This is a genomic window from Corynebacterium sp. NPDC060344 (genome assembly GCF_042725215.1).
Lineage (GTDB): Bacteria > Actinomycetota > Actinomycetes > Mycobacteriales > Mycobacteriaceae > Corynebacterium.
The window spans coordinates 236214-259637 of record NZ_JBHXCS010000003.1 but is presented as its reverse complement, the minus strand read 5'-3'; the positions used below and the strand labels follow the sequence as shown (position 1 = coordinate 259637).

The following is a 23424-nucleotide window of genomic DNA, read 5'->3' as shown; positions in this document are numbered from 1 at the left end:
AAGCAGGAGCTTTGCGACGGCCCACGGGAACCTACGCGCTGCGCTCGTCCGGTTCGGCGAGCACCAGCTCCGGCGCCTCGCCATCGACGACGCACCCGCGGTGGATGACCACCTGCGCGATGTCGTCGCGGTCCGGGACGTCGAACATGACCGGGACCAGGATCTCCTCCATGATGCCGCGCAGGCCGCGGGCGCCGGTCTTGCGCTCGATGGCCTTCGACGCGATGGCGTGCAGGGCGTCGTCGTCGATGCGCAGCTCCACGCCGTCCATCTCGAAGAGGCGCTCGTACTGGCGCACCAGCGAATTGCGCGGCTCGGTGAGCACGCGGACCAGCGCGTCCTCGTCAAGGTTGGTCACCGACGCGATGACCGGCAGGCGGCCGATGAACTCCGGGATCAGCCCGAAGCGGATCAGGTCCTCCGGCAGCACCTCGCCGAACGGGTCGACCTCGTCGACGTCCGACTTGGAGTGCACGTCCGCGCCGAAGCCCAGGCCCTTCTTGCCCACGCGCTCCTGCACGACCTTCTCCAGGCCGGCGAACGCGCCCGCCACGATGAACAGCACGTTGGAGGTGTCGAACTGGATGAACTCCTGGTTCGGGTGCTTGCGCCCGCCCTGCGGCGGCACCGCGGCGACCGTGCCCTCGAGGATCTTCAACAGCGCCTGCTGCACGCCCTCGCCCGAGACGTCGCGGGTGATGGACGGGTTCTCCGACTTGCGCGAGATCTTGTCCACCTCATCGACGTAGATGATGCCGCGCTGCGCCTTGGCCACGTCGAAATCGGCCGCCTGCAGCAGCTTGAGCAGGATGTTCTCCACATCCTCGCCGACGTAGCCGGCCTCGGTCAGGCTCGTGGCATCGGCGATGGCGAAGGGGACGTCCAGCTTGCGGGCCAGCGTCTGCGCCAGGTGCGTCTTGCCGCAGCCCGTCGGGCCCAGCATGAGGATGTTCGACTTCGACAGCTCGACGTCGTCGCGCGCGCCCTGCTCCTCGGCGCGGATGCGCTTGTAGTGGTTGTAGACCGCCACGGCGAGCGTGCGCTTGGCCACGTCCTGGCCGATGACGTACTCGTCGAGGAAGTCGCGGATCTCCACGGGTCGCGGCAGGCGATCGCCGCTGTCCTCCGGTGCCGAGCCGACGTTGAGCTCTTCTTCGATGATCTCGTTGCACAACTCGATGCACTCGTTGCAGATGTAGACGCCCGGTCCCGCAATGAGCTTCTTGACCTGCTTCTGGCTCTTCCCGCAGAAGGAGCATTTCAGCAGATCGGCGCTTTCCTGCATACGTGCCATATCCCGTCCGGCCCCGCTTCCTGTCGTGTCGTCGGCGAAAGTCCACCGGCGCGTCCATTTCCGCGCCGCGCCGATCCCGGCCGTTGGTGCGGCCTCCTTACGGAGGCAACCCCGGACGCGTCGACGTTATTCCGCCGGGCCCGTCCCCGCCACCGGCGGTGGGGTCGGGCTCGATCGCACCCAGCCTAGCCGCCATCCCGGATGGGTCCCATCAGCCGTGGCGGCCCGGCGCGCCGTCGCCCGTTTTCCGCTTGACGACGGTCCGATCCGCCCGCGTCGAACCCAGCGCAGCGACCCAACCGCCGCCGCGAGATCAGCGCAGGGACCAGGCGGCGGCGATGAGCGGGATCTGCAGGGGCAGGCGGCCATAGGCGATGGCGCGCTTTTTGGGACTGGCGTCGCGCCAGTCCCAGGCCATCTGGAAGTTTCCGGCCCACAGGGCGGTGAGCAGGCCCGTTGCCACGACGGCGGCGGCGGGGCGAGTGCGCGGGACCATGAGCGCCGCGGCGGTTCCGACCTCGGCGACGCCCGAGCCGACCGTCCACGCGCGCTTCGGGCCCGGCAGGAAATCCGGGATCAAGCGGTCGACGACGCGCGCCGTCTGCGGCGGGAAGTGCAGGGCGCCGACGCCGGCCAGCGGGACGACGACGGTGGCCAGGCGCACGGACTCGGGGACGCGGGAGCGGGTGCGGGAGCGGGACCGGGCGCGGCGGGGTGCGACGAGCGAGCGGGTGCCGGCGCCGGAGAAGGCGGAGGTGCGGGACCCGGAAAACACGGAGGTGATCGACATTCCCCAACCCTACCGACCGGCGCCACTCCCACCCCGAGACCGTTCGCTTACCGCACACATTGCCGTATTGCGAACTCGTCCGTACGGTGAGAGCCACCTCACACTCGGCGCGCCGCACGCCGCCGCCCACCAACGCCCCACGGAGCACCATGAAAACCAGCAGGACACAGGCCACACCATCGGCGGCAGAGCACGATCCCCAGCCCACTCCGGACGAAAACCCGCAGCCCACCTCCAAACCTCAGCGCCACGAACCCCGCCGCCGCCCGAAGGCACTCCTCGCGCTGGAACCGTCGACGGCCGAGCGCCCCGGCCTCCGGCAGATCGTCTCGGACATGTCCGCCACCGCCGTCGGCTCTGCCTTCGTCGCGCTGCTCTTCGCGGCATCCGGCCCGATCGCGGTCATCCTCGCCGCGGCCGCCGCGGCCGACGGCGGCGCCGGCCTCAGCGGCGACCTCGTGTCGTCGTGGATCTTCGGCGTCTTCCTGGGCAACGGTCTGCTGACCATCGCGATGAGCTGGTGGTACCGCTCGCCGCAGGCGTACTTCTGGACCATCCCCGGCACCGTCATCGCCGGCGACGCCCTGTCCCACCTCGAGTTCGCCGAGGTCCTGGGCGCGTACATCCTCACGGGCATCCTGGTCATCGCACTCGGCTGGACCGGCCTGGTCGGGCGCATCATGGACGCGCTCCCGCCGCAGGTGGTCATGGCCATGGTCGCGGGCATTTTCCTGCGCTTCGGACTCGAGCTCATCGACGCCTCTCTCACCGACCCCGTCATCGCCCTGCCGATGATCTTGATTTTCGTGGGCCTCTCGACGGTTTCGTCCGTCGCAAAGCTCCTGCCACCGGTCGCCCTGGCAGCGGGCGTGGGCACCGTCGTGGCCGTGGCATTCGGACGGTTCCGCGACGGCGCGCTCGACGGCGGCATCGTCGCCGCGCCCGTGCTGACCATGCCCGAATTCTCGTGGGCGGCGACGATTGAGCTGGTCATCCCCCTGGCGATCACGGTGGTCATCGTGCAGAACGGGCAGGGCGTCGCGGTGCTGCGCGCGGCCGGGCACCGCCCGCCGACCAACGTCGCGGCGACGGCGTCGGGCGTGGCCACCATCCCGCTGGCGTTCCTCGGATCGACGCCGACGTGCCTGACCGGGCCGACCAACGCGCTGCTCGTCGCGGAGGGGCCCAAGCGCAACCACTACGCCGCGGCGATCGCGTGCGGCATCTTCTCCATCGGCGTGGGGCTCATCGCCCCGGCGTTCACGGGCGCGATCCTGGCGATGCCCGCGGCGTTCATCGCGACGCTGGCCGGCGTGGCCATGTTCGCGCCGCTGAAAAACGCCTTCCTGGCGGGCTTTTCCGGCGCCGCGTCGGCCGGGGCGCTGGCGTGCTTCCTGGTGACCTTTTCGGAGATGAGCCTGTTCGGCATTTCGGCGCCGTTCTGGGGCCTTGTCATCGGCGTCATCGTGGTCATGCTCCTCGATCGCACCCCCGCGGCACCCCCGAAGGGTCACTGACCGGACAGCGAACACATCGGCCCCCACCCGCCCGATCCGACGCGATCGCGGCAGGTGGGGGCCTTGTTCGTGCCGCGAACCGCGCCGGACGCACCCCGTTTCGCGTGCGCTTTGCGAACTTTCCGGACCGTGGCCCCCGTCACGAGATTGACCGTTTGTGATCGGCCTCACCCGTTGTAGATTCCTTCCAACGGCAAACGTTCACCCAACGCATCATCGTTCGCAATGCGAACAGCATCGCGAGCCGCATGACCCGCACCGGGCGACGATTCCCGATCCGACACGACAAAGGAGCCACTCATGAGCCCCTCCGCTTCCCCCTCCCCCTCGAGCGCGGCCACCCCGCACTCCTCCCCCGCGGCCGACTCCGGCCCGTGGGCCTCCCGCGAGCACCGCCGCACGGTGCTGCTCGTTCTCACGGTCGTCGCCACGGCCATCCTCTTCGACGGCTACGACCTCGTCGTCTACGGCGCGGTCCTGCCGACGCTGCTGGCCGACCCGTCGCAGATCGGCGCCCTGTCCCCGGAGGCCGCGGGCACGCTGGGCGCCTGGGCGCTCATCGGCGTGCTGGTCGGCGCGCTGACCGCCGGCGCGGTGGGCGACAAGTTCGGCCGCAAGCGCGTGATGCTGGTCGCGTCGGTGTGGTTTTCCGCCGGCATGGCGCTGACGGCGCTGGCCACGTCGACTCTCGCGTTCGGCTTCCTGCGCTTTCTCACGGGCGTCGGCGTCGGCATGATCGTGGCCACGGGTGGCGCGATCATCGCGGAGTTCGCTCCGCGCGGCCGCAAGAACCTGTTCAACGCCATCGTCTACTCGGGCATCCCGGCCGGCGGCGTCATGGCGTCGGTGCTGGCCATCCTGCTTTTGGACGCCATCGGCTGGCGCGGCCTGTTCCTCATCGGCGCGTCGCCGCTGCTGTTCCTGGTGCCGCTGGTCATGTTCGCGCTGCCGGAGTCGCCGCGCTGGCTGGTCTCCGTCGGCCGCTCCGAGGAGGCCTTGGCCGTGTGCGACAAGCACGGTCTGCCCCTGGAGCACTTCATGCCGTCGGTCCCGGTTGCCTCGCTTGACGACGCCGACTCCACTCCCCCTCCCGCCGAGAAGGTCGGTTACGCCGCACTGTTCTCGCGCAAGTACGCCATCGGCGCACTGCTGATCGGCTTCATGAGCTTCACCGGCCTGCTGCTCACCTACGGCCTGAACACGTGGCTGCCAAAGATCATGGAGGGCGCGGGCGGCCAGGCCAAGGGTTCGCTGCTGTTCCTCGTGGTGCTCAATGGTGGCGCGATCGTCGGCGGCCTCGCGGCGTCGTGGCTGGCCGACCGCGTCGGCGCCAAGCGCGTCGTCGCCGGCACCTTCACCATTGCGGCGCTGTGCCTCGTCGTGCTGCCGATGAACCTGCCGCTGGGCGTGCTCTATGCGGCGGTGGCGATCGCCGGTTTCGGCACGATCGGCACGCAGGTGCTGGTCTACGGCCTGACGGCGAATTACTTCGGCACCGAGGCCCGCGCCGCGGGCGTGGCGTGGTGCGCAGGCTTCGGCCGCATCGGCGGCATTCTCGGCCCGGTCATCGGCGGCCTGATCATCGGCGCCGGACTGTCGTCGGGCTCCGCGCTGTACATCTTCGCCCGCCTCGCCCTCATCGGCGCCGTGCTCACCGCGATGGTGCCGCGCTCCCCGGCGCAGGAGCAGCGCGTCGAGCTCCTCGAGGAGCCGCAGCACGCCGGCGCCCCCGCGTCCGTCACCGCCCGGTAAGTACGGTCCCCACCCAATAGCTACAGTCACCACCCGGTAGCCAACACCGCGAGTGCCCCACACCACCACTCGCACACCGCACGAACTCGGCGGCCAGAGATCTACCGCCAGCAATGTGCGGCCGGAAATCCACCGCTAGAAAACGACGGCGCCCTCGACCACTCGGCCGGGGGCGCCGCCTCATGCAACGAATCCGCCAGAAGGCCCGTAGCGCCGTTGACTCCGGCCGCGCGCCCTGCCATGCCCCGATCGCTCTCAGCGCCTTCAGGGGCGCAAGCGCATCCATGCAGGTCAGCGCCGCCCGACCGCGCCGAAGAAGCGGGGCCTCACCAACCAATTCAAGATCATCCCGTACGTCACCCGAAGATCACCGCCGCACGGGATGAGATTGAAGAATCGACCCCCGAAAAGTTCAATTCCATCCCGTACGCGCCCCATCAGACGGACACGCGCGGGATGAAATTGAATTCCGGCGCCCGCACACACCGCCGCCGTAGCCACCCGGTAAGTACGGTCACCGCCTGGTCAGCACGGCCGCCGCCCGGACAGCGACCATCCGAAAACGACGGCGCCCCCGACCACTCGGCCGGGGGCGCCGCCTCATGCATCGAATCCGCCAGACGCCCCGTAGCGCCGTTGACTCCGGCCGCGCGGCCCCTGCCACGCCCCGAACGCGCTGAGAGCCTTGAGGAACGCCTCCACATCCATGCAGGTCAGCGCCGCCCGATCACACCGAAGTAGCGGGGACTCACCCACCAATTCAACTTCATCCCGTACGTGGCCCGAAGATCGCGGCCGCACGGGATGAGATTGAAGAATCGACCCCCTCAAACTTCAATTCCATCCCGTACGTGCCCCATCAGACGGACACGCACGGGATGAAATTGAATTTCGGCGCCCGCACACACCCATGCACCCGCCATTCGCGCACCCCACTCGCGCCGGCGCAGCTCTCCGACACTCCCGCCGCCGTAGCCAGCACCAAGAAAACGACGGCGCCCCCGGCCTGATGGCCGGGGGCGGGGACGTGGGCGTCGTCAAGCGAAAAAGGAAAGCTAAACGGACTGCTCCAGGCTCTCCGACACCGCGAACGGGGCATCGGTGACGGCGCGGACCGACTCGACGGTCTCGCCCTCCGCGCACTCGAGCAGGGTCAGGCCCTCGTTGGCGTCGACGGCGAAGACCGCGTAATTGGTCACGATCATGTCCACGCACTTCGCGCCCGTCAACGGCAGCACGCACGCCGGCAAGACCTTGGACGCGCCCTTCTTGGTGACGTGATCCATCATCACGATGATCTGCTGCGCACCATGGACCAGGTCCATTGCACCGCCCATCCCCTTGACCATCTTGCCCGGGATCATCCAGTTGGCCAGGTCGCCGAACTGCGAGACCTCCATCGCGCCGAGAACCGCGACGTCGACCGCACGCGAGCGGATCATGGCGAAGGAATCCGAGGACGAGAAGTACGACCCGCCCTCGGCGATGGTGATGGTCTCCTTGCCAGCGTTGATCAGCTCGGGGTCGACCTCGTCATCGGCGGGGTACGGGCCGACGCCGAGGATGCCGTTCTCGGAGTGGAGCACGACCTCGAGATCCTCGGGCAGGTACCCCGGGATGAGCGTCGGCATGCCGATGCCCAAATTCACGTACTGGCCATTGACCAGCTCCGTGGCCACGCGCGCGGCCATCTGCTGCTTCGTCCAGGTCACTTCTCGCTCACCGTCCTGTTCTCGATTCCGGTCTCCTGCGGGCCGACGACGACCACGCGATCGACGTAAATGCCCGGCAGATCGACATCATTGGGGTCGATCGAGTCGACCAGGTGCTCGACCTGGGCGATCGTCGTCCGGCCGCTCATCGCGGCATCCGGGTTGAAGTTCATGGCCGTCTTGTTGAAGACGAGATTGCCGTAACGGTCGCCCTTGTGGGCGTGGACCAGCGCGTAGTCGGCGCGGATGCCCTCCTCGAGGACGTACAGCTTGCCGTCGAACTCGCGGGTCTCCTTCGGCTTCGACGTTTCGGCGATCGTGCCGTCGGGGTTGTAGCGCACCGGCAGGCCGCCCTCGGCGACCTGCGTGCCCACGCCGGCGGTGGTGTAGAACGCCGGAATGCCCGCCCCACCTGCGCGCATGCGCTCGGCGAGCGTGCCTTGCGGCGTGAACTCGACGGACAGCTCGCCGGCCAGGTACTGCCGGGCGTACTCCTTGTTCGACCCGATGTACGAGCCGATGGTCCGGGTGATGCGCCGGTCCTCGAGGAGCGTGCCCAGGCCGAAGCCGTCGGTGCCGCAATTGTTGGAAATGATGGTCAGGTCGCCGGAGCCGAGTTGGCGCAGCGCGGCGATGAGGACGGAGGGGATGCCGACCAGCCCGAATCCGCCGACGGCGATGGACGCGCCGTCGGGGATGTCGGCCACCGCGGCATCTGCGGAGGAAAGGGTCTTGTCAAGCATGAGCGAAACTGTACACTGGCGTTCGCAGGTTGTACAGTAGTTCGCATACCGCACCAACCGGAAGGTGAACCATGAACGAACCGAAGGCCCCCGACGCCCTCCACGTCCAGTCGCTGGCGCGCGGCCTGTCCGTCATCCGCGCATTCGGCGCCGAGCGGCCGCGGCAGACGCTGGCGCAGGTCGCCGACGCCACCGGCCTGGCCCGCGCCACGACCAGGCGTTTCCTGCACACGCTGGTCGACCTGGGCTACGCCGGCACGGACGGCTCGGAGTTCTGGCTCACCCCGCGCATCCTCGAGCTGGGCTACTCCTACCTGTCCAGCCTGTCGCTGCCGGACATCGCGCAGCCCCGGCTGGAGCAGCTTTCCGCCCGCGTCGGCGAGTCGAGCTCGATGTCGGTGCTCGACGGTTCCGACATCGTCTACGTCTCACGCGTGCCGGTCCGGCGCATCATGACGGTCTCCATCACGCTGGGCACCCGCTTCCCCGCCTACGCGACGTCGATGGGCCGCGTGCTGCTGGCCGATCTGCCCGACGCCGAGCTCGACGCCTACTTCGCCACCACCGACGTCGAGCGCCTGGCGCCGCGGTCGCTGGGCACGGAGAAGGAGCTGCGCCGCGAGCTCAAGCAGGTCCGGTCGCAGGGCTGGGCGCTGGTCGACCAGGAGCTCGAGCCGGGCCTGCGCTCGCTGGCGGCGCCGATCCGGGGCACGGATGGGCGGACGGTGGCGGCGATCAACGTTTCCACGCAGACCGCCGCCCATGAGCTCGACGCCCTCCTGCGCGATTTCCTCCCCGCGGTGCTGGACACCGCCGCGGCCATTGCGGGGGACCTGGCCGCTCAGCACTGACGGCTTGCTTTTCCCGCTTGACGACGTCCCCCTCCACCCCACACCCACCCCACCCCGATGAGATCCCCGGCCCGCCGCGCCGACCGTGGTTTTCCCGCCACGGCCGCCGGGGCCGGTTCTCCCGAAAGGCACCCATGACCTCCCCCGATTCAGCGATCACCGAGAAGAAGCCCGACGACATCGTCCTGTGTTCCCCGCTGCGCACGCCCGTCGGCCGCTACGGCGGCGCGTTCGTCGACGTGCCCGTCCAGGATCTGGCGTCGGCCGTCGTACGCGAGATCATCGCGCGCACCGGCATCACCGGCGACCAGGTCGATGACGTGATCCTCGGCCACGCCAACCCGAACGGCTCCGCCCCGGCGCTGGGGCGCATCGTCGCGCTCGACTCCGGCCTGGGAGAGTCGGTGCCGGGCATGCAGCTCGACCGCCGCTGCGGCGCGGGCCTGCAGGCCGTGGCCACCGCCGCCGCCCACATCGCCTGCGGCGCGGCCGAACTGATCATCGCCGGTGGCGCGGAGTCCATGAGCCGCACCGAGTACACCGTCGACTCCGCCGTGCGCTGGGGCTCGAAGGGCGGCGACATGACCTTCCGCGACCGCCTCTCCGAGGCCCGCGCCACCGCCGGCGGCAAGGACCACCCCATCCCCGGCGGCATGATCGAGACCGCCGAGAACCTCCGCCGCGAGTACTCCATCACCCGCGAAGCCCAGGATGAACTGTCCGCCGAGTCCCACCGCCGCGCCGTCGAGGCCCGCGACACCGGGATCTTCGCCGAGGAGATCGTCCCCGTCGCCGTCGCCGGCAAGCGCCGCAACGATCCCCCGACGATGATCGCGGCGGATGAGCACATGAGGCCGGGCACGACCGTCGACAAGCTCTCTGGCCTGCGCCCCGTCATGGGCCGCCAGGACGACGAAGCCACCGTCACCGCCGGCAACGCGTCCGGCCAGAACGACGGCGCCGCCGCGATGATCGTGACCACCCGCGCCAAGGCCGCCGAGCTCGGGCTCGAACCGATGGCGCGGCTGGCCGGATGGGCCGTCGCCGGCGTCGCCCCCGAGACCATGGGCATCGGGCCCGCGCCCGCCACCGCGAAGGTGCTGGGGCGGCTGGGGCTCGGCCTCGACGACATGGACCTCATCGAGCTCAACGAGGCATTTGCCGCCCAGGCGCTGGCCGTGCTCGCCGAGTGGGGCATCGACGCCGACGACCCGCGGCTCAACCCGCGCGGATCCGGCATCTCGCTGGGCCACCCCGTCGGTGCCACCGGCGCCCGGATGCTGGTGACGCTGTGCCACGAGATGGCCCGCCGCGACGACGCCCGCCGCGGCCTGGCCACCATGTGCATCGGCGGCGGGCAGGGCCTGGCAGCCGTGCTGGAGAAGGAATAAAGGAAAGAAGGAGCACCCATGATCCTGCACCACGTCGAATTCGGCGCCGAGCACGGCGGCGACCCCGTCGTCTTCCTCGGTTCCATCGCCTCGACCACCGACATGTGGCTGCCGCAGCTCGATGCGCTGTCGGCCACCCGCCGCGTCATCGCGCTCGACCATCGCGGGCACGGTTTGTCGCCGGATCCGCAGGTCGGGGCCGGTGAGACCACTTTCGATTCGATTGCCGACGACGTCTTGTCCACCCTCGATTCCCTCGCCGTCGGGAACTTCGACGTCGTGGGGCTGTCGCTGGGCGGCGCGATCGCGCAGTACCTGACGGCGACGTCGGGGCGCGTGGGCCGGGCGGCGTTCCTTTGCACGGCCGCGTACTTCGGCGGGACCGAGAAGTGGCATCCGCGGTCGGAGCTGACGCGCGCCGAGGGCATGGCGCCGATGGTCGACGGCGTCGTCGGGTTGTGGTTCACGCCGGAGTTCCGCGAGGCCAATCCCGCGACCACCGAGTTTTACCGCCGCATGATCCTGTCCACCCGCGGTGCCGGCTACGCCTCCTGCGCCGACGCCCTGGCCCACTGGGATTTCCGCGATCGCCTGCCCGAGATCACGTGCCCCGTGCTGGTTCTCGCCGGCGCCGAGGACGAGTCGACTCCCCCGGCGGCGCTGAAGGCCATCGGCGATGGCGTCGGATCCGAAGCGACGTACGTCGAGGTCTCCCCCGGCGCCCACGTCCCGACCGTCGAGGCCCCCGAGCAGGTCAACGCCGCTCTGGTCGACTTCTTCGCCTGATCCCCCGCGCTGTTTCCCCCTCCCCGTCTCCGCCGCTCCCACCCCTTCCGCCTTCCCGCCTCCGCCTCGTCCGCCGCTCATCTCCAAACCACGGGGTCTAAACCACGGGATCAGTGGTGACCCCGTGGTTTGGGGCCGATTTTCGAGTGACCCCGAGTTGTGGACCCCGTGGTTTGGCCTTGCGGCCACTGAACCCGTGGTGTGGCGCCGTTGTCGAGGCCGCCAATCCCAAACCCCGACAGCTAAACCCCGACTTCACCAGCGAAGTCGGGATTTTCACGACGTTCACCAGGTGATGGCGGGGTTTAGCTGTCGGGGTTTACGGTCGGCGGCACCACCCACACCCCACCCCGCTGCTAGTCCACCTTGGAGCCGTGGCGGGCGAGGGCGGTGACGGTGCACTTCATGTAGCCGAAAAGCGGCAGGCCCCACAGGATCTCGTGCAGCTCGTCGGCATCGGCGACGTCGAAAATCGAGTAGTTCGAGTACTCGCCGGCGATCCGCCAAATCTCGACCCACTTGCCGGCGCGCTGCAGCTCCTGGCTGTACGCCTTCTCGCGGGCGATCGTCTCGTCGCGCACCTGCGGGTCGAGGTCCTTGGGGATGTCGACGTCCATACGCACATGGAACAGCGCCATGATCTTCTCCTTCTTCTCTGGCCGGTCGATCCCGGCCTGTTGAGTTTTGCGGCCGGTGTGTCCCGGCCGGTGTGGTTCCGGTTTTCGGTGGTTCGGCTTCTTGCTTGACGACGCCCGCCCCTTCCCCGACCGCCCCGCTCCTGGCCAGGAACCGAAGTCGTTAGCGGCGGGAATCGGCGCCCACTCCTCGGCAGGAGCCGAAGTGGTGAGCCGGGGCCGTGAACAGCGGGGTTCGGCGGCGCCGCGGGGTCAGTCGCGGGTGTAGAAGGCGACCTTGTCATCGTCGGGAAGCAGCCCCAGCCCGGGGCCCTGCGGAAGCGCGACGCGGCCATCGGCGTAGACGAGGTCGGTCTGGGTGTAGGTCTCCTTGAGCAGCATCGGGCCGAAGAGCTCCGAGCCGTAGGAGATGCCCTCGGTCGCGCAGGCGAAGTGGACGGACGCCGCGGTGCCGATCGGCCCCTCCAGGCTGGTCGCGCCGTGGCAGGCCAGGCCGGCCGTCTCGGCGATGGCGACCGTCTTCATCGATTCGCGCAGGCCACCGAGCTTGGTGGTCTTCACCGCGATGACGTCGGCGGCCTCGGCGCGCACCACTGCCAGGGCGTCGGCCGGGGAGCACACGGACTCGTCGGCCATGACGGGCACTCCGGTGCGGCGGGTGATCTCGCGCAGGGTGTCCAGGTCGTGGGCGGGGGTCGGCTGCTCGAAAAGCTGCACGCCGGCTTCGGCGAGGACCGGCAGGTGGCGCAGCGCGGTAAGCCGGTCCCAGCGGGCGTTGACGTCGATGCGGATGGACACGCCGCCGGGCACCTTGTCCGCCAACGCGCGGGTCAGCTCGGCGACGCGGGCGGTGTCCTCGGCCGGATCGCCGGCGCCCATCTTCAGCTTGAAGCTGCGGTGGCCGACGCCGTTCATGCGCTCGTCGATCTCCTCCAGCGCCGTGTCCAGCGGCAGGACGCCCAGCGCCCAGGTGACGTCGATCGAATCGCGCACCGCGCCGCCGAGCAGGTCGCGCACCGGGATGCCCAGCGCCCGCGCCCACGCGTCGTGCATGGCCACGTCGACGGCGGCCTTGGCGAAGCGCGCATTGGCCACGACCTTCTCCAGGTCGCGCATGATGCCGGCGAGCTCGTCGAGGCGGCGGCCCACCATGACGGGTGCGAGGTACCGGTCGACGATGGCCTTCATCGTCTCCACGGACTCGCCGCCCCACCACGGGCCACCGGGCACGACGCCCTCGCCCCAGCCGCGCACGCCGTAGGCCGTGGCGACCTCGACCAGCAGGATCGGCTGGGCGGTGGCGGTGGTGGTGGCGAAACCGTGGGGTCGGATCAGCGGGATGTCCAGGATTCGGCTGGTCACCCGCTCGATGGTCAGGTCGGTCATGGGGGTCCTTTCGGCGGTGGGTGCGGTGGTGCCCGTCAATCGCGGCCGCCCCCGGCCGCACAGGAGCGGTCGGGGGTGGCGCGCCGTGATCGCGCATGAATGGGGTGAGGCTTGAGTAACGCAGCTTCAGTGGTGAGGCTTCAGTGCCGCCACCGGCCGCGCCGGGTGCACAGGGCCGGCGCGGTCGCGGTGACTGCGGCGCCTAGCTCTCCTTGTCGGCGTCCAGCGCGAAGCCGTACTCGACGACGTTGTTGCCGTCGGCGTCGGGCTTCGGGTCGAGCATCAGCTCGGGCTTGACGGCGGTTGCGACGTCGGTGTCGACCCAGTCGCCGCCCTGGAAGTACAGCTGGGTGGTGATGGGGCGGTGGCCCGGGTGGGTGACGCGCAGGTGCAGGTGCGCCGGGCGCCACGGGTGGCCGCCGTGGGACTCGATGAACCAGCCGGTCGGGCCGTCGGCGGGGATCTGGTACGGGGCGGGCTGCAGGGTGGTGATCTCGTAGCGGCCCTCGTCGTCGGCGACGATGGTGCCGCGCAGGTTCCACTCGGGGATGCCCGGGGCGAACTGGGAGTAGAAGCCCTCCTCGTCGGCGTGCCACAGCTCGATGCGGGCGCCGGCGAGGCCGTTGCCGTCGAGGTCGGTGACCTGGCCCTTGAAGATCAGGGAGGTGGCGGCGCGGTCCTTGTCGCGCATCGGCATCTCGCAGACGGCGGGCAGCTCGGGGGAGTTCTCCACGTAGTACGGGCCTTCGATGGAGCCCTTGGTGCCGGAGTAGTCGAGGCGGTTGTAGTGGATCTCCTCGATCTCGTGCTCGACGAAGACGTCGAGCCACAGCGGCCACTCGCCGTACTCGCCGACGTCGATCATCCACTGCTTGAGCACGCGGTACTCGTCGTAGGTGACCTGGTGGTCGTGGGCGACCTTGGCGATGGCGGCGAGCAGGTCCGTGTAGATCGCGGCGGCGCGCTCCTTGGACGTGTCGGCGGTGACGCGCTCGGACTTGAACTTGTCGGTGGCCTTGTTGCCGGAGTCGTGGGCGGTGGGGTCCACGGCCTGGCCGTTGGTCTGGTTGGTGTCGAGCGTCTGGGTCATGGTGCTCTCCTCGGGTCGTGGGCCGGGTGGCCCGGGAAGGGGGCTGGTGCTTGTCCGGCCGGTCCGGCCACCGCGGTTGCGGGGCTCGGTGCGGTGGTCCGCCCGACTGGAATGACCCAACTGTGCGCCAGCACACAGCGGTAGTCAACCCTCCTAATTGTCATGATTTCAGGGACAGTTCATCTGCTATTTGCTTTACGACGATCAAAGCCCCAGTTCACGGCCTTGTTCGACCATTTGTCGCCCAAACAACGAACGCCGACCCCTAGGTCAACCCTAGGCATCTCCCTAGTGTGATCCACGGCATCCTCACTCATGATGGATCGTGAGCCGCACCACACCAGCCACGGTGTCGCGGCACATGACCCCCGCCTCACCGCGCAACCCGGATCCAACGCCGGGCCGTCGTGAAGCCCCCAACCCCCATCACCCAGGAGGCCAGGCCATGAGCACCCCCCTCGATGACATCCGCACCACCCTCGACCGCGCGCTGGAGGACCAGCCCGACGAGGGCGTCGTCCGCGTCAACCGCCGCATCTTCACCGACCCCGAGATCTTCGACCTGGAGATGCGCCACATCTTCGAGGGCAACTGGATCTACCTGGCGCACGAGTCGCAGATCCCCAACCCCGGCGACTACTTCACCACCTACATGGGCCGCCAGCCGATCATGATCACCCGCTCCAAGGACGGCGAGCTCAACGCGCTGATCAACGCCTGCTCCCACCGCGGCGCGATGCTGTGCCGCCGCAAGACGGACAACCGCACGACCCTGACCTGCCCGTTCCACGGCTGGACGTTCAGCAACGACGGCGCCCTGCTCAAGGTCAAGGACGAGAAGGACGGGGCCTACCCGGAGAACTTCAACAAGGACGGCTCCCACGACCTGCGCCGCGTGCCCAAGTTCGAGAGCTACCGCGGCTTCCTCTTCGGCTCCCTCAACCCCGACGTGCCCTCCCTCGAGGAGCACCTGGGCGACACCACCACGGTCATCGACATGCTCGTCGACCAGTCGCCGGAGGGCCTCGAGGTCCTGCGCGGCTCGTCGACCTACGTCTACGACGGCAACTGGAAGCTGCAGACCGAAAACGGCGCCGACGGCTACCACGTCTCCTCCACCCACTGGAACTACGCCGCGACCACCTCGCGCCGCGGCTCCGGCGAGTCCACCAACGAGACCCGCGCCATGGACGCCGGCACCTGGGGCAAGCAGGGCGGCGGCTACCACTCCTTCCCGCACGGCCACATGCTGCTGTGGATGTGGTGGGGCAACCCCGCCGACCGCCCGCTCTACGACCGCAAGGAAGAGCTCAAGGCCGAGTTCGGCGAGGAGAAGGGCGAGTTCATGGTCGGCGCCTCGCGCAACCTGTGCCTGTACCCGAACGTCTACGTGATGGACCAGTTCTCGTCGCAGATCCGCCACATCCGCCCCATCGACGTGGACAAGACCGAGGTCACCATCTACTGCATCGCCCCCAAGGGCGAGTCCGCGGAGGCCCGCGCCAACCGCATCCGCCAGTACGAGGACTTCTTCAACGCCACCGGCATGGCCACCCCGGATGACCTGGAGGAATTCCGCTCCTGCCAGAAGACCTACCAGGCCAGCGCCTTCCCCTGGAACGACATGACCCGCGGCCTGGGCCACCAGCTCACCGGCCCCGACGACGTCGCCCGCGGCCTGGGCATGAACGGCGTGCTGTCCTCCGGCGCCCGCACCGAGGACGAGGGCCTCTACCCCATCCAGCACGGCTACTGGATGGAGCTGATGGACGACGCCGTGGCCAAGGACGCCGAGCGCCTCAAGGACGAGGCCGACGACGCCGCCGCCTTCGCCGCCACCCGCGAGGCCGCCCTGGCCCGCGCCCGCGCCCGCGAAGCCGCCAACGCCGCCGCCCCCGAGCGCCGCCGTCGCCGCCGCTCCCGCGTCGCGGCCCAGTAGAAAACCCACGCCGGGCCGTCGTCAAGCAGGCACTTTGCTTTGCGACGGCCACCCCACAGACCCAGACAGGGAGAACCCATGAGCACCCCCACCGACACCATCGCCCTCGACGGCACCGCCCACGCCAACGGCGCCGGCAACGACGCCCCCGACGGCACCCGCGCCGCCACCATCGCCCGCGGCGACATCGAGGACTTCCTCTACCGCGAAGCCCGCCTGCTCGACGACCGCCGCTTCGAGGACTGGCTCCAGTGCTACCGCGAAGACGCCGAATTCTGGATGCCCGCCTGGGACGACGCCGGCGAGCTGACCCAGGACCCCCAGTCCGAGATCTCGCTGATCTACTACCCCAACCGCGGCGGCCTGGAAGACCGCGTCTTCCGCATCCGCACCGACCGGTCGTCCGCGACGTCGCTGCCCGAGCCGCGCACCGGCCACAACATCACCAACGTGGAAATCCTCGCCCGCCGCGACGGCGAGGTGGACGTGACCTTCAACTGGATCACCTTCTACTTCCGCTACAACACCACCGACACCTACTTCGGCACCACCAACCTCACCCTCGACGTCACCGGCGAACAGCCGCTGATCACCAAGAAGCGCGTGGTGCTCAAGAACGACTACATCCACCACGTGGTGGACATCTACCACGTGTAGAACCGCCCGGCGCCCGATGGCGCGGGCACGGCCCAGCCCGCGCCGCCCGGCGCGAACCAGACGGAACACACGCTCTACGAGGAGAAACCCATGACGCACCAGATCGCCCTCGCCTTCGAAGACGGCATCACCCGGTTCATCGACTGCGACGAAGACCAGACCGTCGCCGACGCCGCCTACAAGGCCCGCATCAACATCCCCTTCGACTGCCGCGACGGCGCCTGCGGAACGTGCAAGGCGTTCTGCGAAGCCGGCGACTACGAGGACGGCGAGTACATCGAGGACGCCCTGTCCGACGCCGAGGCCGCGGAAGGCTACTGCCTGCCCTGCCAGATGACGCCGCTGACGGACATCGTCCTGCAGGTGGCCACCACCTCGGAGCAGGCGAAGACCGGTGCGTCGACCGTCACCGGCACGATCACCGAGATCGTCCGGCACTCCGAGTCGACCGTGGGCTTCTCCGTGGAACTCGACGACCGCTCCGAGCTGGCGTACCTGCCCGGCCAGTACATGAACATCACCGTTCCGGGCACCGACCAGACGCGCTCGTACTCGTTCTCGTCCGGCCCGTCCGAGGACACCGTGTCCTTCCTGGTCAAGCTCACCCGCGGCGGCCTGATGACCGGCTACCTCGAGGAGCGCGCCAAGGTCGGCGACAAGCTGGCCATGACCGGCCCGATGGGCTCGTTCTTCCTCCGCGAGCCGCTGGCGCCGATCCTCCTGCTCGCCGGCGGCACGGGCCTGGCGCCGGTGCTGTCCATCCTGGAGAAGCTCACCGAAGACGAGCTTCTCGACGTCCCGGTGCGCCTCATCTACGGCGCCACCTTCGACATGGACCTGGTCAAGTTCGACGTGCTCGACGCGTTCAAGGACCGCCTGCCGGACTTCGACTACATCACCGTGGTCTCCGATCCGGAGTCCGACCACGAGCGCAAGGGCTACGTCACCCAGCACATGACCGAGGAGCACCTCCAAGACGGCGAGGCCGACGTCTACCTGTGCGGCCCGCCGCCGATGGTCGAGGCCGTCCGCGTCTTCCTGGCCGACCAGCCCAACCCGCCGGCCAACTTCTACTACGAGAAGTTCTCCTCCGCCGCCGGCCCCGCCGGCGCCGGTTCGGCCGAGGTCGAGGTCACGTCGACGTCGACCGGCGAGGGCGACGCCGCCCGCGACGAGGTCGCCGTGGCCGCCCCGGGCGTCGTCACCGGCGAGGTCCACTCCGCCAAGGCCGACTCCACCTCCCAGTTCGAGGCCCGCATGGCCCTGGAGCTCGGTGCCCTGGAGCTGAGCCTGCACCGCCTCAAGGACGTCGACGTCGAGGAATACCGCCGCCTGGCGGTGGCCGTCAACGAGCACATCGACGGCGAGAAGATCGTCGACTCCGAGGCGTTCACCGCGGCGAACAACGAGTTCCACGAGTTCCTGTTCACCCGCACCGGCAACCCGGCGCTGCTGGCGGCGTACCGCAACCTGGCCGTCATCGAGGTCATGAACCGCGAGCTCGCCGACGCGAAGTGGATCCAGGGCGACATCGCCGACGAGCACCTGGCCATCGTCGACGCCGTCGAGGCCCGCGACAAGGCCCGCGCCGCCGAGCTGATCCGCGCGCACAACACCCACGCGATCGACACCATGCACCGCGCCATCGAGGACGAGCAGGTGCCGGCATGAGCGGCCCCGTCATCGGACTGAAGTCGGCCACCCGGTCCGTCGGCGACGGCCGCGGCGGCGACGGCACCGGCGCGGGAGCCCCGGTCGGCGCGGACATCGGCGATCGTCCCCGGCTGATCACGCCGGAGCGGTTCTTCGGCCAGGGCGTCGTCATCACCGGCGCCGCCCAGGGCATCGGCCGGGCCGTGGCCCAGCGCATCGCCCACGAGGACGGCTCGGTCATGCTCGTCGACCGCTCCGACCTGGTTCACGAGGTCGCCGAGTCGCTCGCCGACGCCGGCGCGGGCACCGTCCGCTCCGTCACGGCCGACCTGGAGACCTTCGAGGGCGCGGCCGCCGCCATGGCCGCGGCCGCGGAGCAGCTGACCAGCGTCGACATCGTCATCAACAACGTCGGCGGCACCATCTGGGCCAAGCCGTACGAGCATTACGCGCCGGAGGAGATCGAGAAGGAGATCCGCCGCAGCCTCTTCCCCACCCTGTGGATGTGCCGGGCCGCGATGCCCGTGCTCATCGACGGCGGCGGCGGGACGATCGTCAACGTCTCCTCCGTGGCCACCCGCGGCGTCAACCGCGCCCCGTATGCGGCGTCGAAGGGCGGCGTCAATGCGCTGACCTCGGCGCTGGCGCTGGAGGCGGCCGAGCACAACATCCGCGTCGTGGCCACCGCCCCGGGCGGCACGCTGGCCCCGCAGCGCCGCGTCGCCCGCGGCCCGTCGCCGGAGGGCGAGCGCGAGGAGGCCTGGTACCGGCGCATCGTCGACCAGACCGTGGACTCCACTGTGATGAACCGCTACGGCACCCTCGAGGAGCAGGCCGGCCCGATCTGCTTCCTCGCCTCCGAGGAGGCGTCGTACATCACCGGTTCGGTGCTGCCCGTCGCCGGCGGCGATCAGGGCTAATCGCCGACCGTGCCCTTCCCGCAGCGCCCGCCGGATCCCCTCGCAGTTCGCAGGGGGTCCGGCGGGTTTCGCGTCGCGTACCATCGGGGGATCATGACGTCCCCCGGATCCGCGATGCCGAACCCGATCAGCCGAGCTCCCGCGCGCTCCCTGATCGAGCGGATCATGTCCGCCGGCGCCGGCGAGGGCACGTTGGCGCTGCTGACGGGCCCGGCGGGTTCCGGCAAGTCGTCCCTGCTTCACGACGTCCTGGCCAACCTCCCCGGTTACCAGGGCATCCGGGTGTCGGCGCTGCCGTGGGAGGCGGACCGCCCGGGCACCGTCCTCGAGCAGGTCGCGGCCCGTGCGGGCGCCGCCCCCGCCGACGCGCTGTCGGAGGCATCCCTCCTCGATTCCGGCCCCGGCGGCGCCCCCTCCCCCTCGGCCGTCGCCGGCCTGTCCACGCGGTTGGCCCGGCACCTCGACGTACCGGCGTCGTCGACGGTCATCGTCGTCGACGACGCCCAGCACGCCGACGCCACCTCCCTGCGCCAGCTCGCGGGGATGACGCGGCGTTTCCTCCATGGCCGCATCGCGGTGGTGTTCGCCCATGATGCCGGCGGGGCCGCAGACGAGGAGCTGCGCACTCTCGCGGGCATCGCCGACGTCGTCGCCTCGGTGCCGCCGATGCAGGTCTCCGAGGTCCGCGCCCTGGTCTACGCCGCAGTCGGCTCCCCCATCGACGCCTCGGCCGCGATGGCGCTGCGCCGCATCACCGGCGGGTGGCCCGGCCGCATCCGTGAGGTGCTCCAGGCCGCGCCGGCAGATTTTTGGCGCGACCCCGATCCGACAATCCCGCTCCCGCCGTCGTGGGCGGCGTCGCTGCGGGGCCGCCTCGCCCCGCTTTCCGACGGTGCCCGCCGCATCGCCGACGCCGTCGCCATCTTCGATCGCGCCGCCCCCGTGTCCCAGGTCCGCGACCTCGCCGATGATCCCGGCGGCACCTCCCTCGACGAGGCCGTCGCCGCCGGCGTGCTGCGAGTGACGGTGCGGCCCGGCGATTCCTCCGTCGACTTCGCGGTGCCCATGGACCGGGCGGTGCTGCTCGCGGAGATGCCGCCCGCCCGGCGCGCCGCCCTCCACGAGCGAGCCGCCGCGACGTTCGCCGAGCGGGGCGACGCCGTCGCCGCCCTCCACCAGCGGGCTTCCGCGGCCGACGGCCCCGATCCGGCATTGTCCGCCGAGCTCGCCGACTACGGCCGCGCCACCGGCGGCGCGGGCCATTGGCGCGACGCCGCACGGAATCTGCGCCTGGCTTCGGAGTTGGCCGGCGACGCCGCCACCCGCGACACGCTGCGCCTCGACGCGATCGAGGCCATGATCTCCGCCTCCGACATCCCCGAAGCCCGCCTCCACGCCCGGTCGCTGGGCCCCGGCGCCGCCGATCCCCGCCACGATTCGCTGCTGGGCTACCTCGCGCTCCACGAGGGCCGCCAGGGCGAGGCCCGCTACCTCATCGACCGGGCGGCGGAGACGATCGCGAAGTCCGGCGCCCCGATCCCACCCGATCTCCGCGCCCGCGTCGCCGCCCGCAAGGCCCTCCTCGGCCTCGTCGAATGGCGCCCCGACGAGGTCGTCGAATGGACCCGCAGAGCTGCCGAATGGTCGCGCGACGGCGACGGCGCCTCCGAGGAATCCGCCGCGATCGCGCTGATCGGGCACTCTGCGCTGGAGGGAACGAGGCCGGATCTGGACCGTCGCAAAGCAGAATCGCCGCTCCACTCCCAGAGGCGCGACATGGCCCTGGGGTGGCTGTCGCTGGTCCACGACGACCCCGTCGTCGCCCGCCAATTGCTGCAGAACCGCACGCAGGCCGAAGGGTCGGAGCGCATCAGCCTGTGGATGGACGGCTGGCTCGCCCGCTCGCACTACGTCCTCGGCGAATGGGCGGATGCGATGGCGGTCGTCGAGCGCGGCCTGGCGCGCGCCGAACGCTACGAGATTCGCCTGCTCGAACCGCTGCTGCTGTGGACCGGCGCGCAGATCGCCGCATACCGGGGCGACACGGGGCTGGCGCGCTCGTACGTCAACCGGCTGAGCATCAGCCCGGACTCCTTCCTCATCCAATCGGTGCCGTCGGCGATGTGCCGCATGCACGTGGCCACGCTCGCGACCGATTCGGCCACCGCCGCCCGCGCCGGCGACATGCTCGCCGCCATCAACGCCCGCCGCGACATCCTCCAGCCCGGCTTCTGGCCGTGGGAGGACGTCTACGCCCAGGCGCTGCTGCGCGTCGAGCGCATCGACGACGCCGAATCCGTCACCGAGACCGCGCTCGACCGCCACGACGGCTCCGGCATCCTGTCCAGCCAGGCGAAACTCTCCGTCCCCGCCGGCGGGCTGGCCATTGCCCGCGGCGACGTCGACGAGGGCCTGCGCCTGCTTGACGACGGTGTCGACGCCATCGAATCCCTGCCCATGCCCGCGTACCAATGCCGGATCATCTACGAATACGGGCAGGTGCTGCGCAGGCTCGGGCGGCGGCGCCGCGCCGACGAGATGTTCGCCCGCGCCGGCGAGATCTTCGCGGCGATGGGCGCCACCGAGTTCGTCGACCGCTGCAACCGCGAGCGCCGCGCCGGCGGCCTGGGCACCCGCACCACCAACGCCGCCGGGCTGACGCCGCAGGAGGAGGAGATCGCCGCCCTCATCGCCGACGGCGCCTCCAACCGCGAGGCCGCCTCCGAGCTGTTCCTGTCGCCCAAGACCGTCGAGTACCACCTCACGCGCGTGTACCGGAAGCTGGGCATCCGCACCCGATCCGAACTGCCGGGCGCGCTCCGGCGGAGGTAGTGGCGGGCCGGTGACCCCAGGCCCCTTCGACGGGGGCGCCGGGTGGCGGGGACGTGGGCGTCGCAAAGCAGGAAGCGGGCACAGCGCTCACGCCGCCACCGGCACGGCGTGGGCGAAGCGATCGAGCGCCGCGGCCACCACCGCCGGGGCGTCGAGCGGATCCGTCACCCGCACCACGACCTTGCCCATGTTCTGCAGCGCCTTCTCGCGGCGGCGCTCCTTGCGGATGACATCGTCCGTCCTGCCGTACGTCACCCCGTCGTACTTCACGTCGCCGTCGACCTCGAGGATCAGCCAGCCGTTGATAAGGAAGTCCACGTAATACGTCTCCCCCGTCTCCTCGTCGATGAACTTGGCCTGCACCTCGATGGTCACGATCCCAGCCAGCCCCCTCAGCAGCAGGCGGGCGCGAGTCTCGGAGACGCTGCCGGAATTCGGGATCGACAACGCCACCGCCTCGCGCACCGCCGCCGCGCCCTTGAACCGCGGGCCCGCGAGCATCGCGTCGCGGACCTGCCCGATCGGGATGTCCGGCCAGTTGTGCCGCGCCGAATCCAACGCCACCACGCCCGCCGCCACGCCGTCGAAGCAGCAGATGTCGCGCAGCGTCCGGCTGATTCGCGAGACCCGCATCCCGTGCTCCTCGTACACGCAATCGGCGGGCAGGTGGCCGTAGCGGAACGTCACGCCCCTCGGCCACAAGCGTTTCGCCTTGGGATGCTTGCCATCCACCAGCATCGTGTCCACGGTCGGCTGCGCCCAGCCGAGCACCTGGATGCCCATCAGCCGGGCCGCCGCCGAGCCCACGACCACCGCCGAATCGATGGTCAAGGCGACCGCCGCCGCCCTCGCCGTCGCCTGCTCCCACGGCGGCAGACTCGCGTACGGCTCGAGGGGCATCGCCACTTCCGCCGTGAGAAACAGATAGCGGTTCACGTTGCCCCACACGTGGTCGCCGGCCTTGGTGCGAACCTCGATCAGCCCGAAATGCTCTTTCCAATTCCTCATGGCCGCAGCTTCGCCCGCATCCCGCGTTCCCGCCATTCGCTTGCTTCACGACGGACCGTCAATTGTGGATGGATCCGCCCCTGTGGAGAACTCTGGACGACTCGGCCGGCTGCTCCGCCGCACCATCACCGCGCCACACCCCGACACCAGCCTCGAATCCAGGCTCTCGATCCCAAACCCCGACTTCTAAACCCCGACTTCAGCCCACGAACGGCGCCCAAACCCCGACATCACCACTGATGTCGGGGTTTCGATGTCGGGGTTTGGAAATTGGCGCTCGTTCGGGACGGAAAGGCCTGCGCTGACGGCGGATCCGATGGTCGGGCGGCCACTCGGACCGGCGGCGGTGGTCGTGGGCGGCGTGGATCCCGGCGGCGGTGGTCGTGCGCGGCGGTGGTCGTGCGCGGCGGCGGCCGTCGTGAAGCGGGGCCCGGATACGCGAAAACCCGGCCCCCTCTCGGGAACCGG

The 23424-nt window shown here is 70.0% G+C and carries 18 protein-coding genes; 10 read left to right on the top strand and 8 right to left on the bottom strand.

Going from position 1 to position 23424, the window contains the following annotated elements; genetic code table 11:
* Positions 1–31: 31 nt before the first annotated feature.
* Both clpX and ACFWGD_RS06110 read right to left on the bottom strand, forming a co-directional pair.
* Entirely contained in the window at positions 32–1294 is a 1263-nt protein-coding gene (gene clpX, locus ACFWGD_RS06115; protein WP_377777707.1) for an ATP-dependent Clp protease ATP-binding subunit ClpX, read from the bottom strand.
* 313 nt (positions 1295–1607) lie between these two features.
* Positions 1608–2084 (bottom strand): hypothetical protein, encoded by a 477-nt coding sequence (locus tag ACFWGD_RS06110; RefSeq protein ID WP_377777706.1) that lies wholly within the window; start codon positions 2082–2084, stop codon positions 1608–1610.
* Between the two features lie 149 nt (positions 2085–2233).
* On the opposite strand from ACFWGD_RS06110, the gene ACFWGD_RS06105 reads away from it, so the two are divergent.
* Positions 2234–3601 carry a benzoate/H(+) symporter BenE family transporter gene (locus tag ACFWGD_RS06105; RefSeq protein ID WP_377777705.1) on the top strand — a complete coding sequence of 456 codons (1368 nt, stop codon included), beginning with the start codon at positions 2234–2236 and terminating at the stop codon, positions 3599–3601.
* A gap of 300 nt (positions 3602–3901) precedes the next feature.
* A complete protein-coding gene (locus ACFWGD_RS06100) occupies positions 3902–5353 on the top strand; it encodes an MFS transporter (RefSeq protein ID WP_377777704.1) in 1452 nt (483 codons plus the stop codon).
* Between the two features lie 1055 nt (positions 5354–6408).
* Here ACFWGD_RS06100 and ACFWGD_RS06095 read toward each other — a convergent pair.
* Both ACFWGD_RS06095 and ACFWGD_RS06090 read right to left on the bottom strand, forming a co-directional pair.
* Positions 6409–7065: a 3-oxoacid CoA-transferase subunit B gene (locus ACFWGD_RS06095; protein ID WP_377777702.1), complete on the bottom strand. Its 657-nt coding sequence runs from the start codon at positions 7063–7065 to the stop codon at positions 6409–6411.
* On the bottom strand, positions 7062–7808 hold the full coding sequence (locus ACFWGD_RS06090; RefSeq protein WP_377777700.1) for a CoA transferase subunit A: 747 nt from the start codon (positions 7806–7808) through the stop codon (positions 7062–7064). The genes ACFWGD_RS06095 and ACFWGD_RS06090 overlap by 4 nt, the downstream gene beginning before the upstream one ends.
* Positions 7809–7879: 71 nt before the next feature.
* Here ACFWGD_RS06090 and ACFWGD_RS06085 point away from each other — a divergent pair, with 71 nt between their 5' ends.
* The 3 genes from ACFWGD_RS06085 (at position 7880) to ACFWGD_RS06075 (ending at position 10836) form a co-directional block, all read left to right on the top strand.
* The gene (locus tag ACFWGD_RS06085) at positions 7880–8659 is read left to right on the top strand and encodes an IclR family transcriptional regulator C-terminal domain-containing protein (RefSeq protein ID WP_377777698.1); all 780 of its coding nucleotides are present in this window, start codon (positions 7880–7882) and stop codon (positions 8657–8659) included.
* A gap of 134 nt (positions 8660–8793) precedes the next feature.
* On the top strand, positions 8794–10050 hold the full coding sequence (locus ACFWGD_RS06080; RefSeq protein WP_377777697.1) for an acetyl-CoA C-acetyltransferase: 1257 nt from the start codon (positions 8794–8796) through the stop codon (positions 10048–10050).
* 18 nt (positions 10051–10068) lie between these two features.
* Positions 10069–10836 carry an alpha/beta fold hydrolase gene (locus ACFWGD_RS06075; protein ID WP_377777696.1) on the top strand — a complete coding sequence of 256 codons (768 nt, stop codon included), beginning with the start codon at positions 10069–10071 and terminating at the stop codon, positions 10834–10836.
* A gap of 356 nt (positions 10837–11192) precedes the next feature.
* On the opposite strand, the gene catC is transcribed toward ACFWGD_RS06075, so the two are convergent.
* From catC to catA, 3 genes are all read right to left on the bottom strand, one after another.
* Positions 11193–11474: a muconolactone Delta-isomerase gene (gene catC, locus ACFWGD_RS06070; RefSeq protein WP_377777695.1), complete on the bottom strand. Its 282-nt coding sequence runs from the start codon at positions 11472–11474 to the stop codon at positions 11193–11195.
* Between the two features lie 249 nt (positions 11475–11723).
* Entirely contained in the window at positions 11724–12857 is a 1134-nt protein-coding gene (locus ACFWGD_RS06065; RefSeq protein ID WP_377777694.1) for a muconate/chloromuconate family cycloisomerase, read from the bottom strand.
* 202 nt (positions 12858–13059) lie between these two features.
* Positions 13060–13947 carry a catechol 1,2-dioxygenase gene (gene catA / locus ACFWGD_RS06060; RefSeq protein WP_377777693.1) on the bottom strand — a complete coding sequence of 296 codons (888 nt, stop codon included), beginning with the start codon at positions 13945–13947 and terminating at the stop codon, positions 13060–13062.
* A 445-nt stretch (positions 13948–14392) separates the two neighbouring features.
* On the opposite strand from catA, the gene benA reads away from it, so the two are divergent.
* The 5 genes from benA to ACFWGD_RS06035 all read left to right on the top strand — a co-directional run bounded on the left by benA (position 14393) and on the right by ACFWGD_RS06035 (position 21948).
* Entirely contained in the window at positions 14393–15886 is a 1494-nt protein-coding gene (gene benA, locus ACFWGD_RS06055) for a benzoate 1,2-dioxygenase large subunit (RefSeq protein WP_377777692.1), read from the top strand.
* A 78-nt stretch (positions 15887–15964) separates the two neighbouring features.
* A complete protein-coding gene (gene benB / locus ACFWGD_RS06050) occupies positions 15965–16543 on the top strand; it encodes a benzoate 1,2-dioxygenase small subunit (RefSeq protein WP_377777690.1) in 579 nt (192 codons plus the stop codon).
* A gap of 90 nt (positions 16544–16633) precedes the next feature.
* The gene (benC, locus tag ACFWGD_RS06045; protein ID WP_377777689.1) at positions 16634–18214 is read left to right on the top strand and encodes a benzoate 1,2-dioxygenase electron transfer component BenC; all 1581 of its coding nucleotides are present in this window, start codon (positions 16634–16636) and stop codon (positions 18212–18214) included.
* Positions 18211–19116, top strand: a complete 906-nt coding sequence (locus tag ACFWGD_RS06040; RefSeq protein WP_377777688.1) for a 1,6-dihydroxycyclohexa-2,4-diene-1-carboxylate dehydrogenase — start codon at positions 18211–18213, stop codon at positions 19114–19116. Before benC ends, ACFWGD_RS06040 begins: the two co-directional genes overlap by 4 nt.
* Positions 19117–19209: 93 nt before the next feature.
* Positions 19210–21948: a LuxR C-terminal-related transcriptional regulator gene (locus ACFWGD_RS06035; RefSeq protein ID WP_377777687.1), complete on the top strand. Its 2739-nt coding sequence runs from the start codon at positions 19210–19212 to the stop codon at positions 21946–21948.
* 87 nt (positions 21949–22035) lie between these two features.
* On the opposite strand, the gene ACFWGD_RS06030 is transcribed toward ACFWGD_RS06035, so the two are convergent.
* Entirely contained in the window at positions 22036–22956 is a 921-nt protein-coding gene (locus ACFWGD_RS06030; protein WP_377777685.1) for a hypothetical protein, read from the bottom strand.
* Positions 22957–23424: the final 468 nt, after the last annotated feature.